At 39.0% G+C, this 25,402-nt stretch carries 27 protein-coding genes; 14 read left to right on the top strand and 13 right to left on the bottom strand.

The window, feature by feature from the left end; genetic code table 11:
• Positions 1-9 precede the first annotated feature (9 nt).
• Positions 10-594, top strand: a complete 585-nt coding sequence (locus tag NMK36_RS16320; RefSeq protein WP_190516705.1) for a DUF3611 family protein — start codon at positions 10-12, stop codon at positions 592-594.
• Positions 595-618: 24 nt separating this feature from the next.
• Here the strand turns inward: NMK36_RS16320 and NMK36_RS29115 are convergent, their stop codons facing one another.
• The gene (locus tag NMK36_RS29115; protein ID WP_438822839.1) at positions 619-798 is read right to left on the bottom strand and encodes an NACHT C-terminal alpha/beta 1 domain-containing protein; all 180 of its coding nucleotides are present in this window, start codon (positions 796-798) and stop codon (positions 619-621) included.
• Positions 799-1,014: 216 nt separating this feature from the next.
• On the opposite strand from NMK36_RS29115, the gene NMK36_RS16315 reads away from it, so the two are divergent.
• The gene (locus tag NMK36_RS16315; protein WP_254174187.1) at positions 1,015-1,656 is read left to right on the top strand and encodes a Uma2 family endonuclease; all 642 of its coding nucleotides are present in this window, start codon (positions 1,015-1,017) and stop codon (positions 1,654-1,656) included.
• Positions 1,657-1,674: 18 nt separating this feature from the next.
• On the opposite strand, the gene NMK36_RS16310 is transcribed toward NMK36_RS16315, so the two are convergent.
• The 8 genes from NMK36_RS16310 to NMK36_RS16275 form a co-directional block, all read right to left on the bottom strand.
• Positions 1,675-2,229: a Uma2 family endonuclease gene (locus NMK36_RS16310; protein ID WP_254174186.1), complete on the bottom strand. Its 555-nt coding sequence runs from the start codon at positions 2,227-2,229 to the stop codon at positions 1,675-1,677.
• 385 nt (positions 2,230-2,614) lie between these two features.
• Positions 2,615-2,935, bottom strand: a complete 321-nt coding sequence (locus NMK36_RS16305) for a hypothetical protein (RefSeq protein WP_254174185.1) — start codon at positions 2,933-2,935, stop codon at positions 2,615-2,617.
• A 98-nt stretch (positions 2,936-3,033) separates the two neighbouring features.
• Positions 3,034-5,079 carry an ATP-binding protein gene (locus NMK36_RS16300; protein ID WP_254174184.1) on the bottom strand — a complete coding sequence of 682 codons (2,046 nt, stop codon included), beginning with the start codon at positions 5,077-5,079 and terminating at the stop codon, positions 3,034-3,036.
• Between the two features lie 193 nt (positions 5,080-5,272).
• Positions 5,273-5,569: a type II toxin-antitoxin system RelE/ParE family toxin gene (locus tag NMK36_RS16295; RefSeq protein ID WP_254174183.1), complete on the bottom strand. Its 297-nt coding sequence runs from the start codon at positions 5,567-5,569 to the stop codon at positions 5,273-5,275.
• A gap of 8 nt (positions 5,570-5,577) precedes the next feature.
• Entirely contained in the window at positions 5,578-5,799 is a 222-nt protein-coding gene (locus NMK36_RS16290; RefSeq protein ID WP_072719451.1) for an addiction module protein, read from the bottom strand.
• A 216-nt stretch (positions 5,800-6,015) separates the two neighbouring features.
• A complete protein-coding gene (locus NMK36_RS16285; RefSeq protein ID WP_072719204.1) occupies positions 6,016-7,419 on the bottom strand; it encodes an NAD(P)(+) transhydrogenase (Re/Si-specific) subunit beta in 1,404 nt (467 codons plus the stop codon).
• Complete coding sequence (locus tag NMK36_RS16280; protein ID WP_072719205.1) at positions 7,419-7,715, bottom strand: NAD(P) transhydrogenase subunit alpha; 297 nt, start codon at positions 7,713-7,715, stop codon at positions 7,419-7,421. The genes NMK36_RS16285 and NMK36_RS16280 overlap by 1 nt, the downstream gene beginning before the upstream one ends.
• 20 nt (positions 7,716-7,735) lie before the next feature.
• On the bottom strand, positions 7,736-8,893 hold the full coding sequence (locus NMK36_RS16275) for a Re/Si-specific NAD(P)(+) transhydrogenase subunit alpha (RefSeq protein ID WP_254174182.1): 1,158 nt from the start codon (positions 8,891-8,893) through the stop codon (positions 7,736-7,738).
• A gap of 296 nt (positions 8,894-9,189) precedes the next feature.
• Here NMK36_RS16275 and NMK36_RS16270 point away from each other — a divergent pair, with 296 nt between their 5' ends.
• The 10 genes from NMK36_RS16270 to NMK36_RS16225 all read left to right on the top strand — a co-directional run bounded on the left by NMK36_RS16270 (position 9,190) and on the right by NMK36_RS16225 (position 16,332).
• Positions 9,190-9,702 carry a DUF2808 domain-containing protein gene (locus tag NMK36_RS16270; protein WP_072719207.1) on the top strand — a complete coding sequence of 171 codons (513 nt, stop codon included), beginning with the start codon at positions 9,190-9,192 and terminating at the stop codon, positions 9,700-9,702.
• A gap of 149 nt (positions 9,703-9,851) precedes the next feature.
• The gene (gene rpmH / locus NMK36_RS16265) at positions 9,852-9,989 is read left to right on the top strand and encodes a 50S ribosomal protein L34 (protein WP_071783091.1); all 138 of its coding nucleotides are present in this window, start codon (positions 9,852-9,854) and stop codon (positions 9,987-9,989) included.
• Between the two features lie 110 nt (positions 9,990-10,099).
• Complete coding sequence (gene rnpA, locus NMK36_RS16260; RefSeq protein ID WP_072719208.1) at positions 10,100-10,504, top strand: ribonuclease P protein component; 405 nt, start codon at positions 10,100-10,102, stop codon at positions 10,502-10,504.
• A complete protein-coding gene (locus tag NMK36_RS16255) occupies positions 10,476-10,868 on the top strand; it encodes a PH domain-containing protein (protein ID WP_072719209.1) in 393 nt (130 codons plus the stop codon). The genes rnpA and NMK36_RS16255 overlap by 29 nt, the downstream gene beginning before the upstream one ends.
• A 165-nt stretch (positions 10,869-11,033) precedes the next feature.
• Positions 11,034-12,197, top strand: a complete 1,164-nt coding sequence (yidC, locus tag NMK36_RS16250; protein WP_072719452.1) for a membrane protein insertase YidC — start codon at positions 11,034-11,036, stop codon at positions 12,195-12,197.
• Positions 12,198-12,199: 2 nt separating this feature from the next.
• Positions 12,200-12,676 carry a protein jag gene (locus NMK36_RS16245; protein ID WP_072719210.1) on the top strand — a complete coding sequence of 159 codons (477 nt, stop codon included), beginning with the start codon at positions 12,200-12,202 and terminating at the stop codon, positions 12,674-12,676.
• Positions 12,677-12,728: 52 nt separating this feature from the next.
• Complete coding sequence (locus tag NMK36_RS16240; protein WP_072719211.1) at positions 12,729-13,232, top strand: YceD family protein; 504 nt, start codon at positions 12,729-12,731, stop codon at positions 13,230-13,232.
• 149 nt (positions 13,233-13,381) lie between these two features.
• A complete protein-coding gene (locus NMK36_RS16235; RefSeq protein WP_254174181.1) occupies positions 13,382-14,893 on the top strand; it encodes an AAA family ATPase in 1,512 nt (503 codons plus the stop codon).
• 130 nt (positions 14,894-15,023) lie between these two features.
• The gene (locus tag NMK36_RS16230; protein WP_072719453.1) at positions 15,024-15,482 is read left to right on the top strand and encodes an SH3 domain-containing protein; all 459 of its coding nucleotides are present in this window, start codon (positions 15,024-15,026) and stop codon (positions 15,480-15,482) included.
• Between the two features lie 97 nt (positions 15,483-15,579).
• Entirely contained in the window at positions 15,580-16,332 is a 753-nt protein-coding gene (locus tag NMK36_RS16225; protein WP_072719213.1) for a hypothetical protein, read from the top strand.
• Here the strand turns inward: NMK36_RS16225 and NMK36_RS16220 are convergent, their stop codons facing one another.
• The gene (locus NMK36_RS16220) at positions 16,333-17,124 is read right to left on the bottom strand and encodes a Uma2 family endonuclease (protein WP_254174180.1); all 792 of its coding nucleotides are present in this window, start codon (positions 17,122-17,124) and stop codon (positions 16,333-16,335) included.
• A 325-nt stretch (positions 17,125-17,449) separates the two neighbouring features.
• Between NMK36_RS16220 and NMK36_RS16215 the strand changes: the two genes are divergently transcribed.
• Positions 17,450-20,734, top strand: a complete 3,285-nt coding sequence (locus NMK36_RS16215) for an Eco57I restriction-modification methylase domain-containing protein (protein WP_254174179.1) — start codon at positions 17,450-17,452, stop codon at positions 20,732-20,734.
• A gap of 140 nt (positions 20,735-20,874) precedes the next feature.
• Here the strand turns inward: NMK36_RS16215 and NMK36_RS16210 are convergent, their stop codons facing one another.
• Genes NMK36_RS16210 through NMK36_RS16200 form a run of 3 tightly spaced genes read right to left on the bottom strand, consistent with a single transcriptional unit; the run spans position 20,875 to position 24,442 of the window.
• Positions 20,875-21,999: an ATP-binding protein gene (locus NMK36_RS16210; protein WP_083580000.1), complete on the bottom strand. Its 1,125-nt coding sequence runs from the start codon at positions 21,997-21,999 to the stop codon at positions 20,875-20,877.
• A gap of 9 nt (positions 22,000-22,008) precedes the next feature.
• Positions 22,009-22,986 (bottom strand): WD40 repeat domain-containing protein, encoded by a 978-nt coding sequence (locus NMK36_RS16205; RefSeq protein WP_254174178.1) that lies wholly within the window; start codon positions 22,984-22,986, stop codon positions 22,009-22,011.
• Complete coding sequence (locus tag NMK36_RS16200; RefSeq protein WP_254174177.1) at positions 22,973-24,442, bottom strand: ATP-binding protein; 1,470 nt, start codon at positions 24,440-24,442, stop codon at positions 22,973-22,975. Before NMK36_RS16200 ends, NMK36_RS16205 begins: the two co-directional genes overlap by 14 nt.
• 482 nt (positions 24,443-24,924) lie before the next feature.
• Between NMK36_RS16200 and NMK36_RS16195 the strand changes: the two genes are divergently transcribed.
• Positions 24,925-25,401, top strand: a complete 477-nt coding sequence (locus tag NMK36_RS16195; RefSeq protein WP_072719219.1) for a hypothetical protein — start codon at positions 24,925-24,927, stop codon at positions 25,399-25,401.
• Position 25,402: the final 1 nt, after the last annotated feature.

Raw genomic sequence — 25,402 nt, 5'->3', positions numbered from 1 at the left:
GTATAAACAATGTCCTATCCATCCGACTCCTCCCCCCCTTCAAATGCCATTCAACGGGTTGCCTTTGCCCTGCGTACCACTGGCTGGGTTTGCTTTTGGACACAGCTTGTTTTAGCGGTGGTTTCTGCTCTTATTCAGCTTTTTGCGATTTTTGCCTTTAATCCAGGAAGAACAGCACAAACTGGCGCAACACCAGGAATGGGTGGCGGTTTAGTTTTTGCCTTAATTGGACTGGGTATTTTAGGGTTTAGTATTTTTCAAGCCTTTCGTTACACTCGTTTAGCCCGCAGACTGAAAGCACCGGGAATGGCCCGTCCCAGCCGTGCAGAAACCATGAAGCAAATTCGCCTAGGTTTAACCAGTAACTTAAGCGGAATGGCTGTCACCTTAATTGCATCAGAGGCCATTAACGGCATTTTATTAGCAAAAGCAATTTCTCAACCTCGAAATTTTTTAGCGACCGCAGGCAGTCTGCAAGATTTTATCCAGCCTGTTGATTTTTTCGTGGTTCTTGCGAATACCCACACCATTGTTGCTCACTTCGTTGGAATTGTCGCTGCTTTGTGGTTAATGAGAGAGATTTATAAAAATTAGGAGAAATTAATAGAATGAAGAGGATTAAGTTAGTTTTTCTAAACAAGCTTGAATCGCTCCGATGAGATTATCTTGGTCTGGGGGAAAACCTTGAAGACGAATATCAAGGGGCTGATTTGTAATCCATATCATATAAAATCCTAGTTCTTTATCCACTAATTTTAGGGAAACGGCGAGAGCTTCGGGGGTGGGTTCTTGAAATATTCCTACATCATTTTGGATACAAAGAATGAGATGGTGTTTATTTCCGCTATATTGCCGTGCCTCTTCAGATGCAGATGAGAATACCTCTACAGGAGTGCGGAAGCTTCAAGCAAGTTTCTCAGTTGAAGCGTCAGAAACGCACATCGAGCGCGATAGCGGATGTGCGTAGTTCATTTGTATTAAACTAAAAGTAACTCTTAGAAAAGGGTAATGGTGATGGTGACACTGCAACTTAAACAACTCAGCGTTCCCCCTGGACAGCGTGTGCTATTTGTGGATGTAAGCTGGCAAGATTTTGAGGCGATTTTAGCGGAGTTGGGCGAACATCGGGGGGCGCGAGTGGCTTATTTTCAAGGAATTTTGGAGATTAGGATGCCTTTACCAGAACATGAATTTAATAAAGAAATTATTGGAGATATGGTAAAAATTTTGCTAGAAGAATTAGAAATAGAACGGGAATGTTTTGGATCAACAACATTTAAACGTCAAGGAATGGCTGCTGGAGTTGAACCGGATAATTGCTTTTATATTCAAAATTATCAAGCAATGATTGGAAAAAAACGGTTAGATTTAACCGTTGACCCACCGCCAGATTTAGCGATTGAAGTTGATGTTACTTCTAAAACTCAGTTAAGTGCTTATCAAGTGCTCGGTGTTGCAGAACTGTGGCGTTATGAAAATGATCAATTGCAAATTTATGTTCTACGAAATGGAGAATACATTCAGTCTCAAACTAGCCCAATTTTTCCCAATTTTCCAGTCATAGAAGGAATTTCTCAGTTTGTAGAAATGAGTCGAACAACGGGGACAAGTGTAGCGTTGAGATCATTTCGGAAATGGGTACGAGATAGGACATAATTTTTTTAATCTTTCTAACTACACAACTAATAATCTCTGAACAGAGACCGCAACATCAGGAAAAGCTAGAGGGTAAATGTCTCCTTGAGTTAAAATCTCTTGAGATTGATAATCACCCTGTTGAGGGTTTTTGAACATAATTAATGTTTGATTTCGCAAATTCACAACCCAATATTCTCGAATATTTTCTGTTGCGTAGACTTTGCTTTTTTCCTCTAAATCTTTTGTTAAACTAGAATTAGAAAACTCAATTAACCAAAAAATATTATTGGGATAGGGATGATGTTCTAAATAAACAGTTCCTAGAGGTTCAACAATAGCCAAATCGGGTTCGGGTTCTGAACTAGATTGAAATAACGTAATCGGTTTTCCTTCCCGAACTTTTGCCCGATTTCCTAATAAATTTCTTAAATAATCGGCTGTCGCATCACTAAAATAAGCGTGGGGAATTCCTTCAGGAGACATTGTAATAATTTGACCCTTTAATAATTCTACTGATCGATCATCCAGAATGCCACTATCAATCATGCGATGATAGTCTTCGATTGTCCATTGCAAAAGGGAAATTGCCATTGATGTTACCTTTCAGTAAATTAATAGATATGTTTATTTTATAAATAAAAACGAATTGTGTAAATAATACCCTTTTATGATCAGGTAACTGTTCTATTAAATCCAATAATTAATTCTTGCTTAATACTGGGTATTGATGAAAATTTTTTAACCCGTCCTTGATTGTTGGTTTAAGCGATCACTTCAATCCCGTCCTTAATTATAATTCCTAATTGATTAGATGAATAAGAAGATTTGTCGATACAGGGTAAGTTTCGCAAGGTAGGAAACAAATCTGTTAAGTTCATTTTTAATATATTGGAAACTCATACATTATATTTTTCCCAATAATTAATATTAATTATCTAAATTAGAATTTATCCTAAAAATAACATAACAACCGTTTTTAGGCTTGATCTTCATGTATAAGGTAGAAGATCAAGCCTGGAGGCTCTGGAGGACTGTTTTCTTCATAATGATCTACTTTCCAGGCTCTACCCTGCTGATCACGAAAAACTGAATAGTCGGTAGGGTCAATTCTTTGATTACCCTCTCTTATGGTATTAATACAGGAAAAGTAAATAACTGCACAACCATCACAATCTTTATATTTTTGAAAGTAAACATAGAACAAAGAACACTTTACTCCTGGATACGAAACACCAGACTTCAAAGTAATTTCTAGATTAATGTCTCTGTATTCTTTATAAGAATTATTTTGATTCATAGTTCTAAATTAAAATAGGTTTGTACAAGTACAGGATTTATACTTACTACGTTATCAGCTTTGAGCATGATAGTTATGCCTGCCTTTTTAATTTTAACTTAACCTGTTAATTTTTTCCACTCTAAAAGGCAATTTTCAATCCACCCTATTTTAGTTCTGAAGTTTATAAACTCATTATCAGTTACTGTTTCTTGTGCATGAGCATCAACCTTACGGAAATCGTTAATAGTTTCCATGCTCTTCTTAAAATGATCTTGATCTCTGAAGATTCTTTGAAATATTCCCCATTCGTTAACAATAATTTCTTTTAAATTAAAAAAGTATATTTTAACCTTAGATGGATCAAATAGATCTGGATAAGTTAATGACTCTAGGGATGATAGTTTATTACGTGATTTCAAGTTTTCTATCATTAAACTCTTCGCTTTTTCCACATCATAATACCCTAGTAATTGCCCTTGAATTATTTTTCTTAATTTTAGTTCTAGATCGGTTCTCCGTTGACAAATCTCATGGCGTATTTCATCTGGGGTACAACTTAATTTTTTATACCTATTACGATTTTGCAGATATTTCTGAACAGCATCTATTTTAAAATCATATCCATCTGCATTTTGATTTCGAGATATGATCCCATAGCCTATCAAATGAGTGACATACTCTGGAGAGTCATTTGCTAAACTGTTAAAGAAGTCTATGTCTTCTATTGCTAAATATGTAAGCATAGTATGTTCATCTGGGTAGAAATCTGTAAGCACTTCTAGAATCATGCTAATGTAGTTTAAAGACTTCTCCTGATCAAAATCATCTTTAGCTTTATTGTACATTGCTCTATCCACTGTAATAGGCAACTGTTGTTTACAACGCTGATATATTAAGCTGCAAATTTGACGAACTAGAAAAGGATGACCACCGTAATCTTCGACAAGTTTACTATAAATTATTTCTTCAAAAGTTAAACCTAAAAATTTACCGATGGTACTAACCATATGGCGTGTTTGATGGACATCAAACTGCTCCAAATATTGGATCGATATAGAATGAAAAATAGGATTGTCTATCCCTCTTATTTTTGATTTTTCAATACAGGTAGGATTAGTTCCAACAATTAAGTACGAAAATACTTTGTCTAAGGTATTAAACTTTGATTTTAAAGTTTGCCAGAAGAATATAAAATCTTCCCCAGATTTCCAATGTTCTACAGTAGCCGTATTAAATGTAATCCTTTCAATTTCATCAAATACTATAAGAATAGGCTTTTTGCCCAACCTATTATATATCTTAAGAATATCCTTTTCAAAAAGTGAAGCTGCATCTTTTTCTGTGTACAAATCTACAGAGCTAAGTGAAACTTTTAACTGATTTTGTCTTTTATATTTATCAACTAATCTATCAAGAATATAGTAGAGGCACTCATTCCAACGACGCTGTTGAAAGCTTACATCATCACAACTAATAAGAACAGATGGATTACCAACAAGATCCATCTGTCGCTGAACAGCAAAAATAAGAGAAGTTTTACCTGATCTTCTTAACCCGAATACACCTGAGTTCTCATGAGAAGAATGCCGATCTCCTAATTTATTAATAAGATCTGTTCTTCCAAAAAAATATAAATCTTTTTTAAGAGGCGATGTGAAATCAAAGAGATTACGTTTATAAAAATTATCTTTAAATTTATTCCTTAAAAAGTAAGCATCTGAGCTATCTATAATTTCCTGATATGATATTGGCACAATGACCTGAGATTCTTGGGACTCCCTAAGAAGATCACTAATTTTTCTTTCAATATCGCTATCTTCACTAAAAAGAATACTACAGATTCTTTCTATCCTCAAAACTTGATATCTGTCTAAAACAGACTGATATAATGTATCGATTGCATCAATTGATCTCGGTTCAAAGTTTTTATAGCGGCTAAAAATCACTATGAGTTCTTTTTCAAACCCAAACATATTTCTATAAGTTGGTGTCGCTTTTATCAAAGCATAATTGTATCGGCTTTTTGGGCCTATGCTAAATTCTCCTGCATTGGTCACATACCACTCTTCAGCTAACTTGTATATAATTTTTTTTTCTTCTTCAGAAAAATTAGCTATATTGCCCTTTATAGTATGGTGCAATCCTGGTTTTTGTTCAGTCATTTTAAAACCTAAACTAATCCACTATATACTATATTAATCTTTTAATATACCATAATTTTAAAATTATTGATGTCTAGGCTAAAAATTTACAAAAATTTACAAAAAATTTTATCTCCGTGTACTCACTCCATCATTTGAGTTAACTACATCACTAGCACTATTGATAAAAAATAAGTTTCGCTACAACTGTTGATTATGTTCTGATTTTCAAAGTTTTTGAATCTCTCCGACTATGAAAAATTGCTGTTATAATCACCCGACTCGATACAATCCGATAGTAAACAAGATAAGGGAAGCGACGCACCACAGACCGCCTAACATCACGATAAACTATTGGATAAGACTCTGGCATCTGGCAAATGCGATTTAATACCTCGTCTATAGAATCCAAAAAATCATCACCTAGTCCGGTTTGCTGATTTTCATACCAATCATAAGCTTCATTAAGTTCTTCACGAACTTCTGGTCTAAATACTAGGACATAATTCATGATTTTTTTTATTTTCTTTTAATTGAAGCTTTTATATCCTCCCAAGTCATCACATCATCTGGATTGGTTTCATAAGCAGTAATTCGATGATCAAGTTCTTGTTTCTCTACATCTGTCAAATCAAGATAAGTTTGCTCTTCTGCTATACTATCCCAAATTGCTTGTACAAGACGAATCCGGTCTACAATACTCAGAGATGTAATTTGATTTAAGGTAGCAGTAAGATCCATGTCCATTACCTAGATAGAAGGTTTTACAACTGATACACTCAAAATATAACAGAAATAATGTTAACTATCATTTCTTGTTTAACACTGGGTATTGATGACATCTGTTTAACCATTACTCTATTGTTGATTTAAGCGATCGCTTCGCTCTTAATCTTATTATAATTCCTAAATCAAAAACCCTCCCCGAACTTACGGAGAGGGTGAAGAAGGATACTTTTACAGTTGTTTTACTTCCGACACTAATTTAGCAACAACATCCTTAGCGCTTCCAAACAACATCATGGTTTTGTCTTTGTAGAACAAATCATTTTCTACCCCAGCAAACCCAGTATTCATACTGCGTTTAATCACAATGGTATGTTTAGCTTTATCGACATCCAAAATTGGCATTCCATAAATGGGGCTATTTTTATCTTCCCGTGCGGCCGGGTTCACCACATCGTTTGCTCCGATAACTAATGCCACATCGGTTTGATCAAACTGTGGATTAATGTCATCCATATCATATAACTGAGGATAGGGAACATTCGCCTCTGCTAACAGTACATTCATGTGTCCCGGCATCCGTCCCGCCACAGGATGAATGGCATATTTAACATCCACCCCATTACTTTCTAATTGATCCACCAACTCCTTAACACTATGCTGGGCTTGGGCTACAGCCATACCATAACCGGGGACAATGACCACAGAACGGGCATATCCTAACATCATCGCCCCTTCTTCGGGGTCAATACTGCGAACCGTTTGATCGGTTGCAGTGCCTCCACTGGCAGCCCCAGAACCGGCTTCTCCTGTGCCAAACCCAGCAAATAGCACGTTCGTTAAAGAACGGTTCATCGCCTTACACATAATCACCGTTAAGATAATCCCCGATGCCCCCACCAACGCCCCAGCAATGATTAACAGGTTGTTCATCACAACAAACCCGGCGGCAGATGCGGCTAACCCCGAAAAGGAGTTTAACAGAGAAATCACAACGGGCATATCACCGCCACCAATGGGGATGACAAATAACACGCCTAATATTAGAGAAATGAAAACTAACCCTAAAAAGACCGCCACATTAAACGGGGTTAGGCAAATATAAACACTACCCAAACCAAAGGCAACAAACAGCAGAATATTAAACTGTTGTTGTAGGGGAAATAAGATGGGAGAACCACTCATAATTCCCTGTAATTTGGCAAAGGCAATCATGGAACCTGTAAAGGTTACACCTCCAATTAATACCCCTAAAATAGCCGTAATGGTTGTGCCTAAAGGGGGAGATTCTGCTAAAGCTAAATACCGCCAAAATTCTCCCACCGCTACCATGGAAGAAGCTGCACCCCCTAAACCATTGAGTAACCCCACCATTTGGGGCATTTCTGTCATTTGAACTTTATACGCAATTACTGCCCCAATAACTGAACCAATAATTAAGGCGAGAGCGATCATTTCATAGTTCAAAACTTGCCGATCTAACAGGGTGGCAACAACGGCAATTAACATCCCAATAGCTGCCCATAAATTGCCGTTTCTGGCTGTTGCTGGAGATCCTAATTTTTTTAATCCAAAGAAAAACAAGGTGACAGCCACTAAATAGCTGAGTTGTATTCCCGTTAAACGAATATCCATTAGGCTTTAGCCTCCTTTTTCTTAAACATTTCCAGCATTCGATCTGTGACTAAAAAGCCACCGACAACGTTAATCATGGCGAGAATAATGCCAATAAATCCAAGAATCACGGTGACATTCCAATCGCGATCGCCCGCAATAATTAACGCGCCTAAAACGGAAATTCCTGAAATCGCATTAGCCCCAGACATTAAGGGTGTATGCAATGTCGGCGGAACTTTGGTAATCACTTCAAACCCCGCAAAGGTCGCTAAAACAAACACAAACAATGCGGAAATTAAGGTTTCAGTAGTCATAATTTCAGAACAATTGACAGTTAACTGTTTACAGGAGACTGTTGATGATTGAGGCTTAAGGCTTGTTTAACTCTTTCGGAACGAATTTCACCGTTATGAGTTACACAAGCTCCATCGAGAATATCATCTGCAAAATTGAGGTTGAGTTGCTTCTCTTTGTTAATCATTAATGTTAATAAAGCCGAGAGATTTTTGGCATAAACTTCGCTGGCATGAATGGGCATCGAAGACGGTAAATTAATCGGCCCAATAATCGTTACACCATGTTTAACCACATCTTTTCCCGGTTCGCTGCATTCACAATTTCCGCCTTGTTCGGCTGCCAAATCAACAATTACCGAACCCGGTTTCATGTGGGCTACCATGTCTTCTGTTACTAATACAGGTGCTTTTCTACCGGGAACTTGGGCCGTTGTCACCACCACATCAGAGGCGGCGACGTGCTGGGTCAGAACTTCACGGGTGCGTTCCTTGGCTTTTTCAGAGATTTCCTTGGCATAACCGCCTTCAGCAACGGTATCTTCATCCAGGGACACATCCACAAATTTGGCCCCTAAACTTTGGACTTGTTCTTTAACTTCGGGACGAATATCAAACCCTTCGACAATAGCACCCAGACGCCGGGCGGTGGCGATCGCTTGTAACCCAGCAACCCCGGCTCCCAAAATCAACACCTTAGCGGGACGAATGGTTCCGGCAGCCGTTGTTAACATAGGGAAATATTTCGGTAAAGCCGTTGCTGCAATTAATACCGCCTTATATCCCGCTAAGTTCGCTTGAGAAGATAAGGCATCCATGCTTTGGGCGCGACTGGTACGGGGGATCAGTTCCATACTAAAAGCGGTAACGTTCTGGGCTGCGAGTTTCTGAACTAATTCAGGATTTCCCAAGGGGTTTAAAAAGCTAATTAACACCCCCCCAGAAGGCAGTTGAGAAACTTCTGAGTCTTGTAATACTCCCACTTTTAACAGCACATCTGCCTCACGCCAAACTGTGCCTTGATCAGCGATTTTTGCCCCGACCTGTTCATAAGTGCTATCCGAAAAACAAGCTCGTTCCCCAGCCCCAGCCTCCACCCACACTTCCACGCCTTGTTTCACCAAACGAGCAACAACATCAGGGATGAGGGCAACTCGCCGTTCATCGACCTGACTTTCTTTAGCAATACCAATTTTCATAAAATCTCCTCATAATTGTGTTCACTGTTAACGATTAGCTTGACTGTTGACTGTTGATGATTGACTTTGAAAAGTCAGCGAACCCTGGTAGGCGTAGCATTCCTTCTCCTGTCGCCCCTACTTCCCCTACTCCTCCTCTCCCCCTGCGATCTTTCCTCTCTATCCCGAGTTGTGTAACAATAGAGTTCTAATTTTGCATCGTAAAGCTAAATGCCTGATTTGGATTCTTATCTTTAACTTGTCTTTATCTAGTTCAGAAAACTTAAACAAAATTTCACTGTGTTACGGGAGTGTGTATGCGACAACTATTTTCTGCGATCTTGATTACGGGTTTGGCGGTGACGGGTTTAGCTGAAATAACTCAAGCCCAAGGTTTACCGGGTATTACCTTACTCAGTGGCCCCGATAAAACCAATATTTTAAATTATTTTCTTGAAAGCGGACGTTCAGGGGAGTGGGATCGCTACAAACTCAGACTTCCAGCCGATAAGTTGAACTTAGCGATCGCAGAAGTTTCCATCACCTATCCCGACTATTACAAAGGGACGATAGATCCCGACCGGGTACAAATTCGGGTTCAAAATAAACCAATTCCCTTAGAAGAAGTGATTTGGGATAAAGAAAACCATATTATCCAAATTTATCCTCAAGAACCGATTCCGGCGGGTACGAAAGTTGAAATCGTGATGTCTAACGTCAAAAATCCCACCTTTGGGGGGGTTTTCAACTTTAACGCCAATATTCGTACCCCTGGAGATGTTCCCATGTTGCGTTATGTCGGAACTTGGATTTTGAGTATTGATGATTAATCTTCGTTGCCAGAGTGCCCATTGTTAAGAGGGATCAGTCCCGATTAACAGATTACTGTGAAGCCGGGAGAGAAAGTCCAACAATTGTGATATACTGAAAAATTGTGACTTTTGATTAAAAATTAACGAAAAGGCACCGGAGGTAAGCAATGGCTCAACAAACCCTGCAAGGAACAAACCGCAAAAAGAAAAGAGTTTCTGGCTTCAGGGTAAGGATGCGGACAAAAAACGGCCAAGCCGTGATCAAAGCCCGTCGCAAAAAAGGACGGGCACGTTTAACGTTTTAATTCCTTGCTCCGAATTAAAGACACCCTATTGCTATTCCCACGAACTCATGGCGATCCCGATGGTCAAGCTGAGGGAAATGGGTGAATTTGTGGGTGGCAGTACCTGATTCATGTTACCCAAAATCAATCGACTCCGACATCCCAAAGACTTCAAAGCCGTCTACAGCAAAGGACTGCATCGAAAAACCCCTCATTTGACCTTGAGGGCGTTACGAGGTCAACCTTATAGAACAGAAAAGAATTTAACAAACTCCGCCTCTGTTCACCCGACTCGGATGGGAATTTCCATTAGCCAAAAAGTCAGTAAACGGGCTGTTGTCCGAAATCGGATCAAACGCCAAATTCGGGCAGCTTGGCATCAGTTTTTACCCCAGGTATCCCCCGGTTGGGATGTGGTGATTGTCGTCAAACCAACAGCCGATCAGTGCAATTATGCAGAAATTCTGCAAGAATTAAAACAGTTGTTGGTAGAAGCAGAGGTTTTAAATGGGTATACGGGAGGAAAGTTTTTATGAAGGAGGCCCCGCTATCGGCGACCTCATTATCAATCTATTAATAGGGCTGACGATTATTGGCATCCCTCTCACCATTGGGGCAATTGTCCGGGCGTTATGGCTGCGCTATCGCATCACCAATCGCCGGATATCCGTCATGGGTGGATGGATGGGTCAAGACCGTACTGATATCGTCTATTCAGAAATCGCCAAAATCGCGAAAGTTCCTAGAGGATTTGGGGCTTGGGGGGATATGGTATTGACCCTAAAAAATGGTTCTCGTCTGGAACTCCGGGCTGTTCCTCGTTTTCGAGAAGTCTATGACTTTATCCTAGAAAAACTCTCGCCCCAAGCTCAAAAAGCCAGTGCTGCGATGAGCCGATGATCTTGATATGGGACAACATCGCCCTTAACAGGATTGAGTTCCTTCCTGTTGAGCCTCAACGCTGATCAATCAACTGGGTTGTCACCCGCCTATCGGTCAAGTGTTGGCGAATGGTTCTTAAAATTAATCTATATTCAATCCAAGCAGTTCAATAAACTCAAAAGAATGGACTTTGGTATCGGGTTTCTTTCCAACAATGTGATGTTGCCGATCCTAGATTTTTTCTACGGGATCGTGCCGAGTTACGGTTTAGCGATTGTGGCGTTAACCTTAGTGGTGCGCTTCGCGCTTTATCCCTTGAATGCGGGTTCAATTCGCAATATGCGGCGAATGAAAGTAACCCAACCGTTAATGAAAGAACGGGTTGACAAAATTCAACAACAATATAAAGATGACCCGGAAAAACAACGGGAAGAAATGAGTAGAGTCTACAAAGAATTGGGAAATCCCTTAGCCGGATGTTTCCCGCTTCTGATTCAAATGCCCATTCTCTTCGCGTTGTTTGCCACATTACGGGGTTCACCCTTTTCAGACGTTAACTATACGGTTGATGTTCAAATTTTTCCCCGTGAACAAATTCAACAAATTCAACCCCAAGCCTACGCCACTAAACCGCAAAACTATTATTTTGCTGATGGAATTCATGCCTCTGTTGTGGCAATGATTCCCAGTGGAAACCGTTTAGGCGTTGGAGATCAAGTCCCCGTTGAACTCCAAACCGTTGAGGGTAAACCCTTACAAACGGAATTAGCTCAATATCCAGATGTGCATTTAACCCCCACCTGGAAAGTTCTCAAAGGAGAAGACAAAATTCAAGTCAATGAAAACGGTCAAATCATTGCCTTGGCTCCTGGAGATGCCAGTATTCAAGTGGGCTTGAGAGGATTAGCATCGGATAAAGGATTCTTGTTTATTGATGCCTTGGGTCGCGTGGGAGCCGTTGATCCCGATGGTACGATTCACTGGGATATTGTCGGCATGATTCTAGCCTTTGGGGTGTCTTTATACCTCAACCAAGTCCTCTCTGGACAAGGGCAAGGTTCCAGTGGGAATCCTCAGCAAGATACAGTGAATAAAATTACTCCGGTAATTTTTAGTGGGATGTTCTTCTTCTTCCCCCTCCCCGCAGGTGTGTTGCTGTATATGCTGGTTGCCAATATCTTCCAAACCATTCAAGCCTTTATTTTATCGCGGGAACCCCTGCCTGAAAACCTGCAAAAAATTGTGGAAGAATCCAATAAAACCGCTAAATTGGCGACGGCGGAAGGGGAAGAACGAGAAGCGTTACCCTTTGAGCCGAGACGTTCTAAGAAAAAGGCGCAATCCTAGCAATGAACAACAGCGATATACAACAGGGTCAAGAGTGGTTGGAGGAATTGCTCAAATTAGGGGGCGTTCCTTCCACCGTCAAACCGAGTTTAGAGGCAGACTCCTGTTGGTTAACGATAGATGAAGTCAATCTCACCCCCGAACAAGTGGCTATTTTGGTGGGCCAGGATGGGGAAGTTTTAGATGCGATTCAATATTTACTTAACGCCATTCACAACCTAGGCAAAGAGGACGAAGAACGCACCTCTTACACCGTAGAACTGAACGGATATCGAATTCGACGTCATTTAGAACTACGGGCTTTAGCTGATCATGCCGCGAATCGTGTCCGTCAAACGGGCGGGGAAGTGGAAATTAAGTCCCTTTCCTCGGTCGAACGGCGTCTGATTCATCATTTTCTCGAAGAAAGCGATGATTTAGAAACCTATAGTCGGGGACAAGATCCCGACCGTCGTTTGGTAATTAAAATAAAGGGCTAGACGAGGACTTCTTGTTTAGCCTTGTTTATTGTTGGAGGGTTTGAAAGTAATTATGGACTCTATCTATATCCCTCATTTACTGAGAACACAAAACCGATCTTTAGAATTCGAGTTTCAAGAGTTTTTTCCAGACCTAGAAACCTTAACTCCGGTTCGGGGTCGGATGCGAGTGAGCCACAAAACCACTTATCTTGAAGTTGTGGTACAAGCTGAAACCATTGTCACTCTCACCTGTGACCGATGTTTAAAACAATATAATCATCGGTTAAAAGTAGATACGTCCGAATTGATTTGGTTGGATGTTTCGGCTGATCAACTGGATACTGCAACGGGTGAAGTGGAAATTTTGCTGGATGAACCAGTAGAAAGTTTACACCCCCAAGGTGATTTTTTAGCTGGGGATTGGCTGTATCAGCAATTATGCTTGGCTCTGCCTCTGAGACAACTCTGTGATGGCCCCTGTGAACCTCCAAAACCGGCTGCAATCGAACCCCAGACCCTTGTTGACGGTCGTTGGGCTGCGTTACAAGCTTTGAAGCAAAATCTACCAAGTTGAGGGATCTGTCCGTGGAACAGGCATCTTGCCTGTTAAGCTATTAAAACCTGTTAATCTGTTAAAACCTGTTAATCTGTTAAAACCTGTTAATAGGCTACTATTAACAGGCAAGATGTCTGTTCCACGGATTCTACACTCCTGTTCTTTCTATGAGCAAATTCAATGAAGAATTGAAGCTACTATTGCGATCGCGCTACGCGATTATTTATATTCCGACTTTAGAAGAAGAACGAGTCGAAACCGCCATTAAACAAGCCGCCAAAGAACAAGGAAATCGTGCGGTTTATGTTTGGGATTTTGTTGATGGATATCAAGACGGAAATCCTAATGATTTAGGGGCTGGAAAGCGTAATCCTTTACAAGCGTTAGAATTTATAGAAAAATTGCCGGAAGCGATGCCAGCAATTTTTGTTTTAAGAGACTTTCATCGATTTTTAGAGGATATTTCGGTTTCTCGGAAATTAAGAAATTTAGCGCGAAATTTGAAATCTCAACCTAAAAATTTAATCATTATTTCCCCTCAAGTTTCAATTCCATCTGATCTCAGTGAAGTTTTAACGGTATTAGAATTTCCCTTACCCAATAAAACTGAGATCAAAACAGAAGTTGAACGATTATTAATGGCAACGGGACATCCGATAGAGCCTCGGTTACTCGATGAAATGGTACGTTCTTTTCAAGGATTGTCTTTAGAAAGAATTCGGCGAATTTTAGCCAAAGCGATCGCCACCCATGGAGAATTACAAGCAGATGATCTGGAATTAATCTTAGAAGAAAAACGCCAAACGATTCGCCAAACTCAAATTTTAGACTTCTATGCAGCCCAAGAAAATATTTCCGATATTGGGGGTTTAGATAATTTAAAAGACTGGTTATTAAGGCGGGGAGGAGCATTTTCTGAACGGGCAAGACAATATGGTTTACCTTATCCCAGAGGATTATTATTAGTCGGAATTCAAGGAACCGGAAAGTCCTTAACTGCAAAAGCGATCGCCCATCATTGGCATTTACCGTTATTAAGATTAGATGTAGGGCGTTTATTTGCAGGGTTAGTGGGAGAATCAGAATCTCGTACCCGACAAATGATTCAATTAGCAGAAGCGTTAGCACCTTGTGTGCTGTGGATTGATGAAATTGATAAAGCCTTTTCAGGAGTAGATGGAAAGGGAGATTCAGGAACAACGAATCGGGTATTTGGTACATTTATTACATGGTTAGCCGAAAAAACCTCTCCCGTTTTTGTAGTTGCAACTGCCAATAATATTCAATCTTTGCCTGCGGAACTGTTAAGAAAAGGGCGATTTGATGAGATTTTCTTTGTGGGATTACCCTATCAAGAGGAACGAAAAGCAATTTTTGAAGTGCATCTATCTAAACTCCGACCTCAGAGTATTAAAAATTATGATATTGAACGGTTAGCTTATGAAACTCCTGATTTTTCGGGGGCGGAAATTGAACAAACTTTAATTGAAGCCATGCACATTGGCTTTAGTCAAAACCGAGATTTCACAACCGATGATATCTTAGAAGCCGCGAGTCAAATTGTTCCCTTAGCCCGAACTGCGAAAGAACAAATTCAGTTTCTTCAAGATTGGGCGGCGGCGGGAAAAGCGCGTTTAGCGTCTCGACAGAGTAGTTTAAATCGTCGTTTGTCCAGTTGATGAGATCAAGAAACCGGGTTTCTAACCTATTTTTTCCTGAAAAACCCAGTTTCTGTCCTTGTCCAGTTGATGTTATCATGGTTGTTTTTAATCCTGTTAAAAATTCATGTATAGACCTGCTCCCAAAACTATGAATCTTTATGGTGTTTTTAAATTTATCGTTGGCTTTTTTCTGGCTATTTTAATTTTAGCGGGTGCAACGGTAGCAACAGCTTTATATTTTGCAGCGCGTTTAGCAGAACTTCCAGAACGTCCCACCTTTCCCAATGATAACCCCAAGGCAAAGGTCGCTTCAAAAGCAACAACTCCTCAACCTCAAGCTACTCCCACACCCACCCCAACCCCAGCAGAAGAAAAGCTGGAACCCGGTGCTTATCGAGCAATTGTGACACAGCCCATTGGTTTAATTTTACGCGATAGTCCTAGTACAGACGCGAACCGAATTGGGGGAATTGCTTATAACGAAAAAGTGGTGGTGTTAGGAGAAAGTGAGGATAAAGGATGGCAAAAAGTTCGGGTTTCTCAGGATAGCGATCGCACCGGATGGGTTAAGGGAGGAAATACAGAAAAAATTGAATCAGAAAACTAATATTTAATCAAATATGGTGAATCAATCTCTAAATTTTCTCCTGTTGAGATGGAGGATCTTCTTCAAAGTTCTCCCCTTTGTTGTCTTATTTTGCCTAATGAAATGGATAACTCATCAATTAGGATGGCAACTGGGAACCTTTGATAGTCAGATGGGTTCCTTGTTAGCTGCGGTAACATTTATTGTCGCTTTTATGTTAGGTGGAACCTTAAGCGATTATCGCATTTGTGAAGATATTCCCATCCAGATCGTTAATGCTATTGAAACCATCCAAGATAGTAACCTTTATTTAGCTGCTAGAAAGCCAGAATATGATCCTCAACCTCTGACTCAAGGGTTATTTGATATTGTTAAATCTATTTTACTTTGGTTAGAAAAAGCAGAACCTCTTGAACAGATTGAAAAAAATCTAACCGATTTGAATCAATTATTTGTTACTTTTGCTATCAATTCTGATGCTCCCATTGTCGCTAGAATTCAAGGGGAACAAGCTAAAATTCGAGTGTTAGTTACCAGAATAGAACGAATTCGAGATACAGAGTTTATGACTCCAGCCTATTCCTTACTCAAAATTCTTTTAGTTTCTTCTCTCTTAGCTTTATTACTGATAGAAACTCCTGAATTTACCATTAATTTAATGATTTCTGGACTCATTAGTTTATCCTTATCCTATATTCTGGTTTTAATTTATGACCTCGATAACCCCTTTGAATATGATGGAAAATCGAGTGCGGATGTTGACTTATCTCCTCTAAAAAAACTGTTAGAACAGTTACAACCGAATCCGTTACAAGGTTTAGTCTTATCAAACACCTTAATAGGTAGTGCTATACCCGGAAACGAAAAATAATTAGTCTTCGGGTGTAATTCCTAATGCTCGTAATTGTTCTGCTAACCGTTCCGCTCGTTGGCGTTCAGTTTCCGCCCGTTGACGTTCAGTTTCCGCTCGTTGACGTTCAATTTCCGCTCGTTCATTCCCGGTTAATAACAAATTCCCTTCACTATCCCACCAGCGCAACCAAGGTAATTCTACATTTTGATATTCACCTTGCCAAATTCCTAATTCAACATTTAGGGACGGGATCAAATAATGTCCGCGTTCATTTTGGGGCAGAAGTTCAAAGCGATTTTCTATCAAATGATAGACTTCAATACTAGCTTTTTCAACTTCATAAATTCCGTAAAATGCTGGACGAATGACTTGCTCATAAATCCAAAATTTACCCGGTTTTTTGCCTTGCGGTTCTGCTGTCCATAAGGATGTTTTATCCCGTTCTTCTGAACCATCCCCAGAGACAAATTCTACAATAATTAAAGGGGCAACATATTCTTGCCAAAGCACATAGGAACGTCGCATTTGACCGTTTAAACTGGGGGGAACATTGGGAACATAAAACCAATCTGGTGCTTCTGCTCCCCGTTGAGGTGGGTCTGTAATTCGCCAATAAATCCCACTATCTTGACCAATACAATAGTATCCGTCGGGATGAATATTTTGCAGAATTGGGTTAATTGAGTCTGTGAGTAAAATACTTTGAGGATGTTCTTGAAAGTTTTTCACAAAGGTTCCGTCTGAGTCAGGGAGTTGGGTGTGGTCAGGTAAGGTTGTTGTGAGTGGTTCGGGGGGGAGTATTGTTGTCATCGTAATATTAGAAATAAGGTTAAATTTAGGATAGCAACATTAGGCGTTTATATAATTTTATAAGTTTACCACAAATTGGCTCAATTGTCTGATTTAGCAGGGAACAGTAAGCAGTGAATGAGTTTCAGGATGTAGAAGTGTCCTAACGGTAATCCGTAGCACTATATTATTGTCCTGTAGGATGATGTTTCTTAATATTAATAACCTTAAAATTAAATAAAAGATTCAATAATTTACAGGATTCTGTTATAATGAAATTCTATTTGAATAAAAATCAGTAATTCATCTCCGGTCATCATACTTTATTCTTAATTCAGCCAACCTGATGCAAATTACTAAAACCTTATTTCAAAATAAAATTCTCAATAATGCAATCCGAAATTTTACTTTTCCTGATGATTTGCTAGACCGCCATGAAATTCTTCAACGTTGGATTAATACCCTAAAAGCAGGAACACTCGAAAAAGTTAAAGAAACATCTTTACAGGGGGATTTTTTAAAAGATATTTTTCAGGATATTTTAGGATATCGGTCTGTGATTTCAGGAGAAGGGAAAACCTGGGAAATTCATGCTGAACAAACGATTTCTGATGGAGGTGGGTTTGCTGATGGTGCATTAGGATTATTTACCGCAATTGAAGGCAAAGGAGGAAAGGTTAAACTTCAGGGTAAAATTATTGCACCCATTGAATTAAAAAGCGCTAAAGACGATTTAGATCGACCCGCACCTGGACGCAAACTTTCTGCGGTTGAACAAGGTTGGCAATATGCGAATTATACAGAAAATTGTCGTTGGGTGATTGTCTCTAATTATCGAGAATTACGTCTTTATCAACTCACGAAGACACCCGCTTACTTTGAACGTTTTTTATTAACTGATTTAGAAGTGATCGCTAATTTTAAAAAGTTTTATTACTTACTTTGTCGCACTAACTTTTTACCCAAAACCGGACAACAACAATCGATTATCGATCGGTTATTGGCTGATTCCGATACTGCACAACAAGAAATTACAGAACAACTTTATCAAGATTATGATAATGTCAGAATTAATCTTGTTAATCATTTTTGCTTCACAGGGCCTAAAAATATCCCAAATCGAGATAATATTTTAATTGAAAAAGCTCAAAAAACCTTAGATAGAATCTTATTTTTAGCCTTTTGTCAAGATAGAGGGTTATTACCGAAAAATACCCTCAATAATGCTCATGATCATAAATATCCTTATAATCCTAGACCTATCTGGGATAATTATAAATCAGTTTTTTCTTGGGTTGATAAAGGCAATGAAGATCCACCGATTCCGGGTTATAATGGGGGATTATTTGAATATGATTCGTTATTAGATGAACAGTTAACGGTTCCTGACCCCCTTTGTACACAACTCAAAAATTTAACGAAATATGACTTTGAAACAGAAGTTTCTGTTGATATTTTAGGGCATATTTTTGAACAATCGATTACGGATTTAGAAGCTTTAAAAGCTAAAACTCAAAACCAAGATTTTAACCAAAAATCAGGAAAACGCAAAACCCAAGGGATTTTTTATACTCCAGCCTTTATTACTCAATATATTGTGCAAGTTGCTTTAGGAGGGTATCTCAAACAAAAAGAAGATGAATTGCGCGATCGCTTTCAATTAAATACTACCACAAAAATAACTAAAAAGCAACAAAAACAGGCAGAAATTGAATTTTGGCAAACCTATCGAGATCAAGTTTTAAAACAAACCAAAGTTTGTGACCCCGCTTGCGGTTCTGGAGCATTTTTAATCGCGGCTTTTGATTATTTATTCCAAGATTATCAACGAGTCAATCAAGCCTTATCTTCCCTAGTAACAACATCAGAACCAGAGTTAGAACGTTTAGATACAATCATTTTAACTCAAAATTTATATGGAGTTGATTTATCGGCGGAGTCCGTCGAAATTACTAAATTATCGTTATGGTTAAAAACGGCTGAACCGGGAAAATCCTTAACCGATTTAGATCATAATATTAAACAAGGTAATTCTATCATTGCTGATGCTGACTTTACGGAAAAACCCTTTAACTGGGAAACAGAATTTCCTGAAGTCTTTGCTCAGGGGGGTTTTGATGTTGTGATTGGAAATCCTCCCTATGTCCGACAAGAGTTATTATCCTCGATAAAACCCTATTTAAAAGATCATTATCAATCCTATAATGGAGTGGCTGATTTATATGCTTATTTCTATGAAAAAGGGTTAAATATCCTCAAAACCGCCGGAAAATTATCTTATATTGTTACAAATAAATGGCTAAAAGCCGGTTATGGGGAACCCCTGCGTCAGTTTTTTATTGAAAATAGCATTTTTGAGCAAATTATTGATTTTGGACACGCCCCAATTTTTGAGGATGCAGATACTTTTCCCTGTATTATATCCGTTTATAAATCTTACCCTTCTCAAGAGTTAACAACTAAAACAGAGGTTAAACTTTGTTCAGTCCCTAGGGAAAAATTAACCAATATTAACTTAACTCAATATGTCCATAATGAAGGTTATGATGTTGCTTGGTCAAGGTTTACAGCCGAATCTTGGAGTTTAGAACGTCCCGACGTTGAGGAGTTAATGAAAAAAATTCAGCGTGTGGGAATTCCTCTTAAAGATTTTGCAGGAGTTAAACCGTTATATGGGATTAAAACTGGGTTAAATGAAGCCTTTTTAATTGATGATGAAACTAAAAATAAAATTGTTCAAGCTGATCCAAAATCTGCCGAAATTATTAAACCTTATTTACGAGGTCAAGATATTAAACGGTGGAGTCCAGAATGGCAAAATTTATGGATGATTTATACTAACTCCGAAGTTGATATTAATTCTTATCCCAGTGTCAAACAACATTTAAGTCAATATAAGGATAAATTAGAAAAGAGAGCTAGTAAACAAATTTGGTGGCAAATAGAAGCTTCTCCGACCTATTACCAGAATTTTTTAGATCCAAAACTAATTATCCAACGCATAGCATTTTATCCTAGAATAGCTTTTGATGATCAGAGTTTATTTATTAATGATTCAGCCTTAATTATTCCGAGCGATAATTATTGGATATTAGGATGCCTAAACTCTCCTGCTAATTGGTATTTAAGCTTTCGTTGTCTACCCCATAAAAAAGATGAAGCATTAGCAATGGATATTCCTTATGTTCAAAATTTTCCTATTGCACCACTCCCTAATATAATGTCTGTCGATTATGATTTTATTGTCCAAAGATTAATTGAAATCACAAAAATTAATCAAACTGCTAGTAATGATGTTTTAACCGGGCTACAAATACAATATAAAGTTAAAAAAATTAGCCGAAAACTAGAAAATTTTGCTGATTTGAGTTTTGAAGAATTAATCGAAGAAGTCATCAAACAATTACCAAAAAGTAAATCCTCTGACCCTTTAGGAGTCAAAGGATTAAAATCAATCCGAGAAGCCTATCACGAATATGTACCCGCCATTCAATCTCGCAAACAAGAAGCTTTAACCTTAGAAAAACGGTTATCAGATTTAGTGAATCAAGCTTATCAATTAACCCCTGAAGAAATCGAATTAATGTGGAAAACAGCACCCCCTAGAATGCCTTTTTATCCCCATTCATAAATTGATCACAGGGAACAGAGAGCAGGTTTAAATAGATTGCTATATAGCAATCCTATTTGATTTGTGGTAGGGGTAATTCATGAATTACCCCTACAGTAAGGGTTTTAGTCATAGAGGTTATTACAACCAATTTAGGCTTGCTATAGTTTCTTAAAAAAATCTCGAAAATGGGAATGATATAACCGATAATAGATTTCATTATTAATCATTTCAATTTGCAGAAATTCGATCCAATTTTCTAAGATTAATTCAATATCATATTCATCCTCATTGAATTGTTGGGCGATCGCTTCTAGGGTAATGCCTTGCTGATTTTGGCTTAACCCTGCAATGATTTTTAATTGTAATTCCGTTGGGTTTCCTGCGGTCATTTGTTGCCAAAGGCTTTGATAATAGGCGGTTAGCCGGGACGGGGTTATGTGTTGGAATAGATTTGCGGTTTCTGAATGCTCCTGAAGGGGAGAAAAAGAAGATAAATCGGACATCAAAAAAGCAATCCATTCTGAAATATATTTAAAGTTATTTTCGCTATTAATTTTGAGCCATTCTAATCCTAGTTCCGGTTGAATTTGCCATCGATTTAAACTTGCTTGAAAGCCAGGATTATGAATAAAAAGCTGTAAATAAGCTTGAATATCCTGTTGATTTTCTGAGGAATAATTGCTTAAATCTAAGATTTGGCTAGGGGTTTCGGTTAATAACCCCGATTTGATTTTTAGATAGGGACGACGGGAGAGAATAAAATAGACTTTTTCGGGTAAATAACGGGGTAAATATAAAAGATTTGACCCGACGGTTTGACGGGTGATGTCAATGCGATCAACTCCATCAATGGCAATGATTAACCGTTGTTCGGGGGATAATTTTTCGCTAATTTTTTGTAAAATAATTGAGAATAACCAACCGCCCTGGGGGGAATCTTCCAGTAAGGGAATATCGGTTAATTGATAGCGATTAATTAACTGATGGCAGAGAGTTTCCAAGGTGCGATCGCTGAAATTCGGGTCTAATTCTGTTGTCGTAAAAATTAGATCGGGATACAGGTTAAGCAACTGCACCAGAATGGCAGTTTTTCCCATACCTGGATAACCCACCAGGGTAAAATATCCCCGTGAATAGCGGTTAATAAACTGTTTGATGGCATCAAAAACAAAGTTTCTGCCTGTGAAATTCAGGCGTTTTTGTTGCAAAAATTCCCCCAATTCCGGTGAATTGGAATAGGCCTCAAGAGGAGTCGGAGAACGAGAGCGATTAGGATTGATCATTCTATTCAGCTAATAAAGACCCACAATTTCTAAAATGTGTATCTGCCCCAAGCTGTCACCCGCCACAATCTTTTGACCATCGGGTGTGAAAGCACAACAGTTAAAGCCACCATCGCCCCAAAAGGTGATCATCTCCTGTCCGGTAGCCACATCCCACAGTTTCAGGGTGTTATCGTCTGAAGCAGAAACCAACCACTCCCCTTTGGGACTGATGGCCACTGCCCTTACCCAATCCTGATGTCCGGTGAGGGTGAAGCGTTCTTGTCCGGTTGCCACATCCCACAGTTTCAGGGTGTTATCCCCTGAAGCAGAAACCAACCACTCCCCTTTGGGACTGATGGCCACTGCCATTACCGAATTCTGATGTCCGGTGAGGGTGAAGCGTTCTTGTCCGGTTGCCACATCCCACAGTTTCAGGGTGTTATCCCCTGAAGCAGAAACCAACCACTCCCCTTTGGGACTGATGGCCACTGCCCTTACCCAATCCTGATGTCCGGTGAGGGTACGACGTAAGCCTGTACCGGGAGGAGTTAAACTGGGGGTGAGGGGACGCAAGCAAGGGCTATCCTGAGATTGGCAAGATTGGGTGAGTAGGGATTGAATGGCAGGTAACGTCTGAAAAGGTTGCAACCGTCCCCAGAGTTGGCTGATCAGTTGGTTTGGGTCTTGACGGAGGATATAGTCGGAGAGGGTGAGGGTTTCCTGAAGGCGTTGCAGGGCGATGTCGGTGTCAGGGTCATAGTCGGGGGCGGTGATCACCCCAGGTTGCGATCGCAATTGATAATCTTCAATCAGAGAATCAATGCCAAATTCGGGATGGGCAATTTTAGCGGAGAGAAAATCAAAATCCGTTAAAATTCGATAGTATTTTTTCAGATTATTATTCTCCAGACTGATGCGAGGAGCTTGCAGTTGAATCCGTTGTTTACTGGGGGAAACGTGCGTAAAGGATTGGTAAAAATTACGCTTTTTTTTATTCTTCTTCATTGTTGTTATCCTCCCCCTCATTATCATCCCAAAAGCCATCTGTATAGCGATCTAAGAGTTGGTTCGCTTCTCGTTTAATCACGGTTTGTTTCGAGAGGAAATCCGCAAAACTTTTATGATAAAGGGTATAACAGATTTCGCCTTTGTACGGATAACTTCTTAAAAATCCCATCCAATCTTTACTTTTTAAAACGTCCTCCACATCATAAACGGTTTGATTTTGGGTACAGTTTGCGATCGCTTCTGCACTCACAGGTTTATTAATTACAGACAGCATCGCTAAAACCACCGCTTTTAGACGGTTTCGCGGTTGATCCATTCCCAACCGTTGCCAATGTTTATAATAATATTCCTCTAACCCTTTTGGGAGTTCGTTGCTCTTTAAATTAGGATAATATCCTTTACTGATATCGGGCAGAACAAAGCGCAAATACATAAAATTATAATCACTTTTTTCCGTTAAAACCTCAATAAATTCCTCTTGAGTCATTCCGGCTTTGCTGATCCAATCTTGTAAATTTTGGCAATGTTCAGGATCATGGGTGATAAAACAACGAATATAGCCTCGAATATCATTTTTAGTTAACATTTTATATTTTTCCTCCCTGAGATCTAAAATCTGTTCGAGTCCTGGGGCGACAGAAAACCGTTTTTCTTCCTGAGAATAAGGGCGACGAGTCATCAGGAAATACACATTTTTGGGGAGGGTATAAGGTAAATAAAGCAGGTTTCCAGCGCCTTCCTGTTGCACTTCGTCTAAAGCATCCACCACCAGAACTAATTTTTCATACTTTTTTTCTTTTTCATTGTTTAAATACTTCTCACTAATAGCTTGTAATAATTTCGATAAATCAAACTGTTCAGCATCTTGAATATTAAAGCGTTGAATCAGTTGTTGGCGAAATTCGGTTAAAAATTGCTCAAGAGAGGTTCTCCCGATAGAAATATCATTAAAATAATGTATCGTTTGATAATCTATTGTATATTTAGATGCGATCGCACTTTTCCCCATCCCCGGTTCACCAATAATAACAAAATATCCTCGGTCTTTCTGGGTTAAAAATTGCTGAAATTCATCAAAAACAAATTCTCGACCCTGAAAGTTTTTAACCTTCTCTTCAATTAAAGATTCAAACCCCGTTGTTAACTTTTGGGGAGGATGGGAAATAGGAGGATCATTTTGTTGATAAAATTGTTGTCTCAGATATTGATGTAATTTATTAGATTTACCTGCGCCTCTGGGTTTGCTTAATCCAGGTAAAAGATTATCGAATTTTTCATAAATTAATTGCATTCGTTTACCAACAGCGTCTTCAGTAATAATGAATTTTTTTGCTAAATCCTTTTCCTGACACTTTTTATTTTCCGATGGAAAACGCGCTAACAAGGTTTCCGTTTCATCAGGTAATAAACCCTGTTTACCTGCAATATTTTTAATAAAAGTTTCCCACTCCATCACCCAGTTCCTCCGTTAGTCGTTTTTCAATTATAACATCAAAAGCCTTGAAATAAATTTCAGGCTAAAAGCTCAAACCCGTTAAAACGGGTTAAGAAAGACAAGTCTTGAGTTATCTTTAGATAACTTTAGCTTTCAGCCCGAACTTTAGTTCAGGGCATGATAACTTAAGTTGACACTAATGTGTCCCACCTCGCCCCTACAAACCCGTTTTAACAGGTTAATGAAATTCTGTATTTCATGACCTCACCTAGAATATTAGGTTAGTTTGCTAATTGATATTATATCTAGCGATTGGGATAAATTCTTGAAAATTAGCTGAGTTTACACTTTAACTACCTCTTGATTACACCTCAATTACCTTTACACTTTTTACACCTCAAATACACTTAATTGCTATACCTTTTAGACCAAATTTCTATTGCAAATTCCCGGTAAATGGATATGATAAAAATATAGAAAGCAGACCAAGAGGTAACACAATGGAATTTGAAAGCCTGAAAGAAATTTTAATGAAAGACCCCAGAGTGCAAAGATTAATTGCTCAACAAAGTTCTGATAAAAATAAAAATTCCCTAATCCTTCAACCCGGAAACTTACCGTTAAAACAGTTAAAAATTGCCCAGGTGATGCCCCATTCTATCCGTTTAATTATTCCTTCAAAAGATTGCAATTCTCAACCCATCCCCAACACCGAAAAATATCAGGAAATGGTCAAACATCGTTTTAGTCAATGGTCTGGAGGCTATACCGATAAATCCGGTGAAGGCGGTTATTGTTCTCAAAGCGGTGGTTTAATGCGGGAAAATATTACCGAAGTTGAAACCTGGATGACAGAAATGCAACTGTTACAGCATTTGGATGAGTTAGAAGGTTTAATGGCTTTTTTATTAACAGAAATGAACCAAGAAACCCTGATGCTGATTGTTGATCACTGCGCTGTTTTATTAGCGTTGTAAG

The sequence above is a fragment of the Planktothrix pseudagardhii genome (assembly GCF_904830925.1).
GTDB lineage: Bacteria > Cyanobacteriota > Cyanobacteriia > Cyanobacteriales > Microcoleaceae > Planktothrix > Planktothrix tepida.
This window is presented reverse-complemented; position numbering and strand designations above follow the sequence as displayed.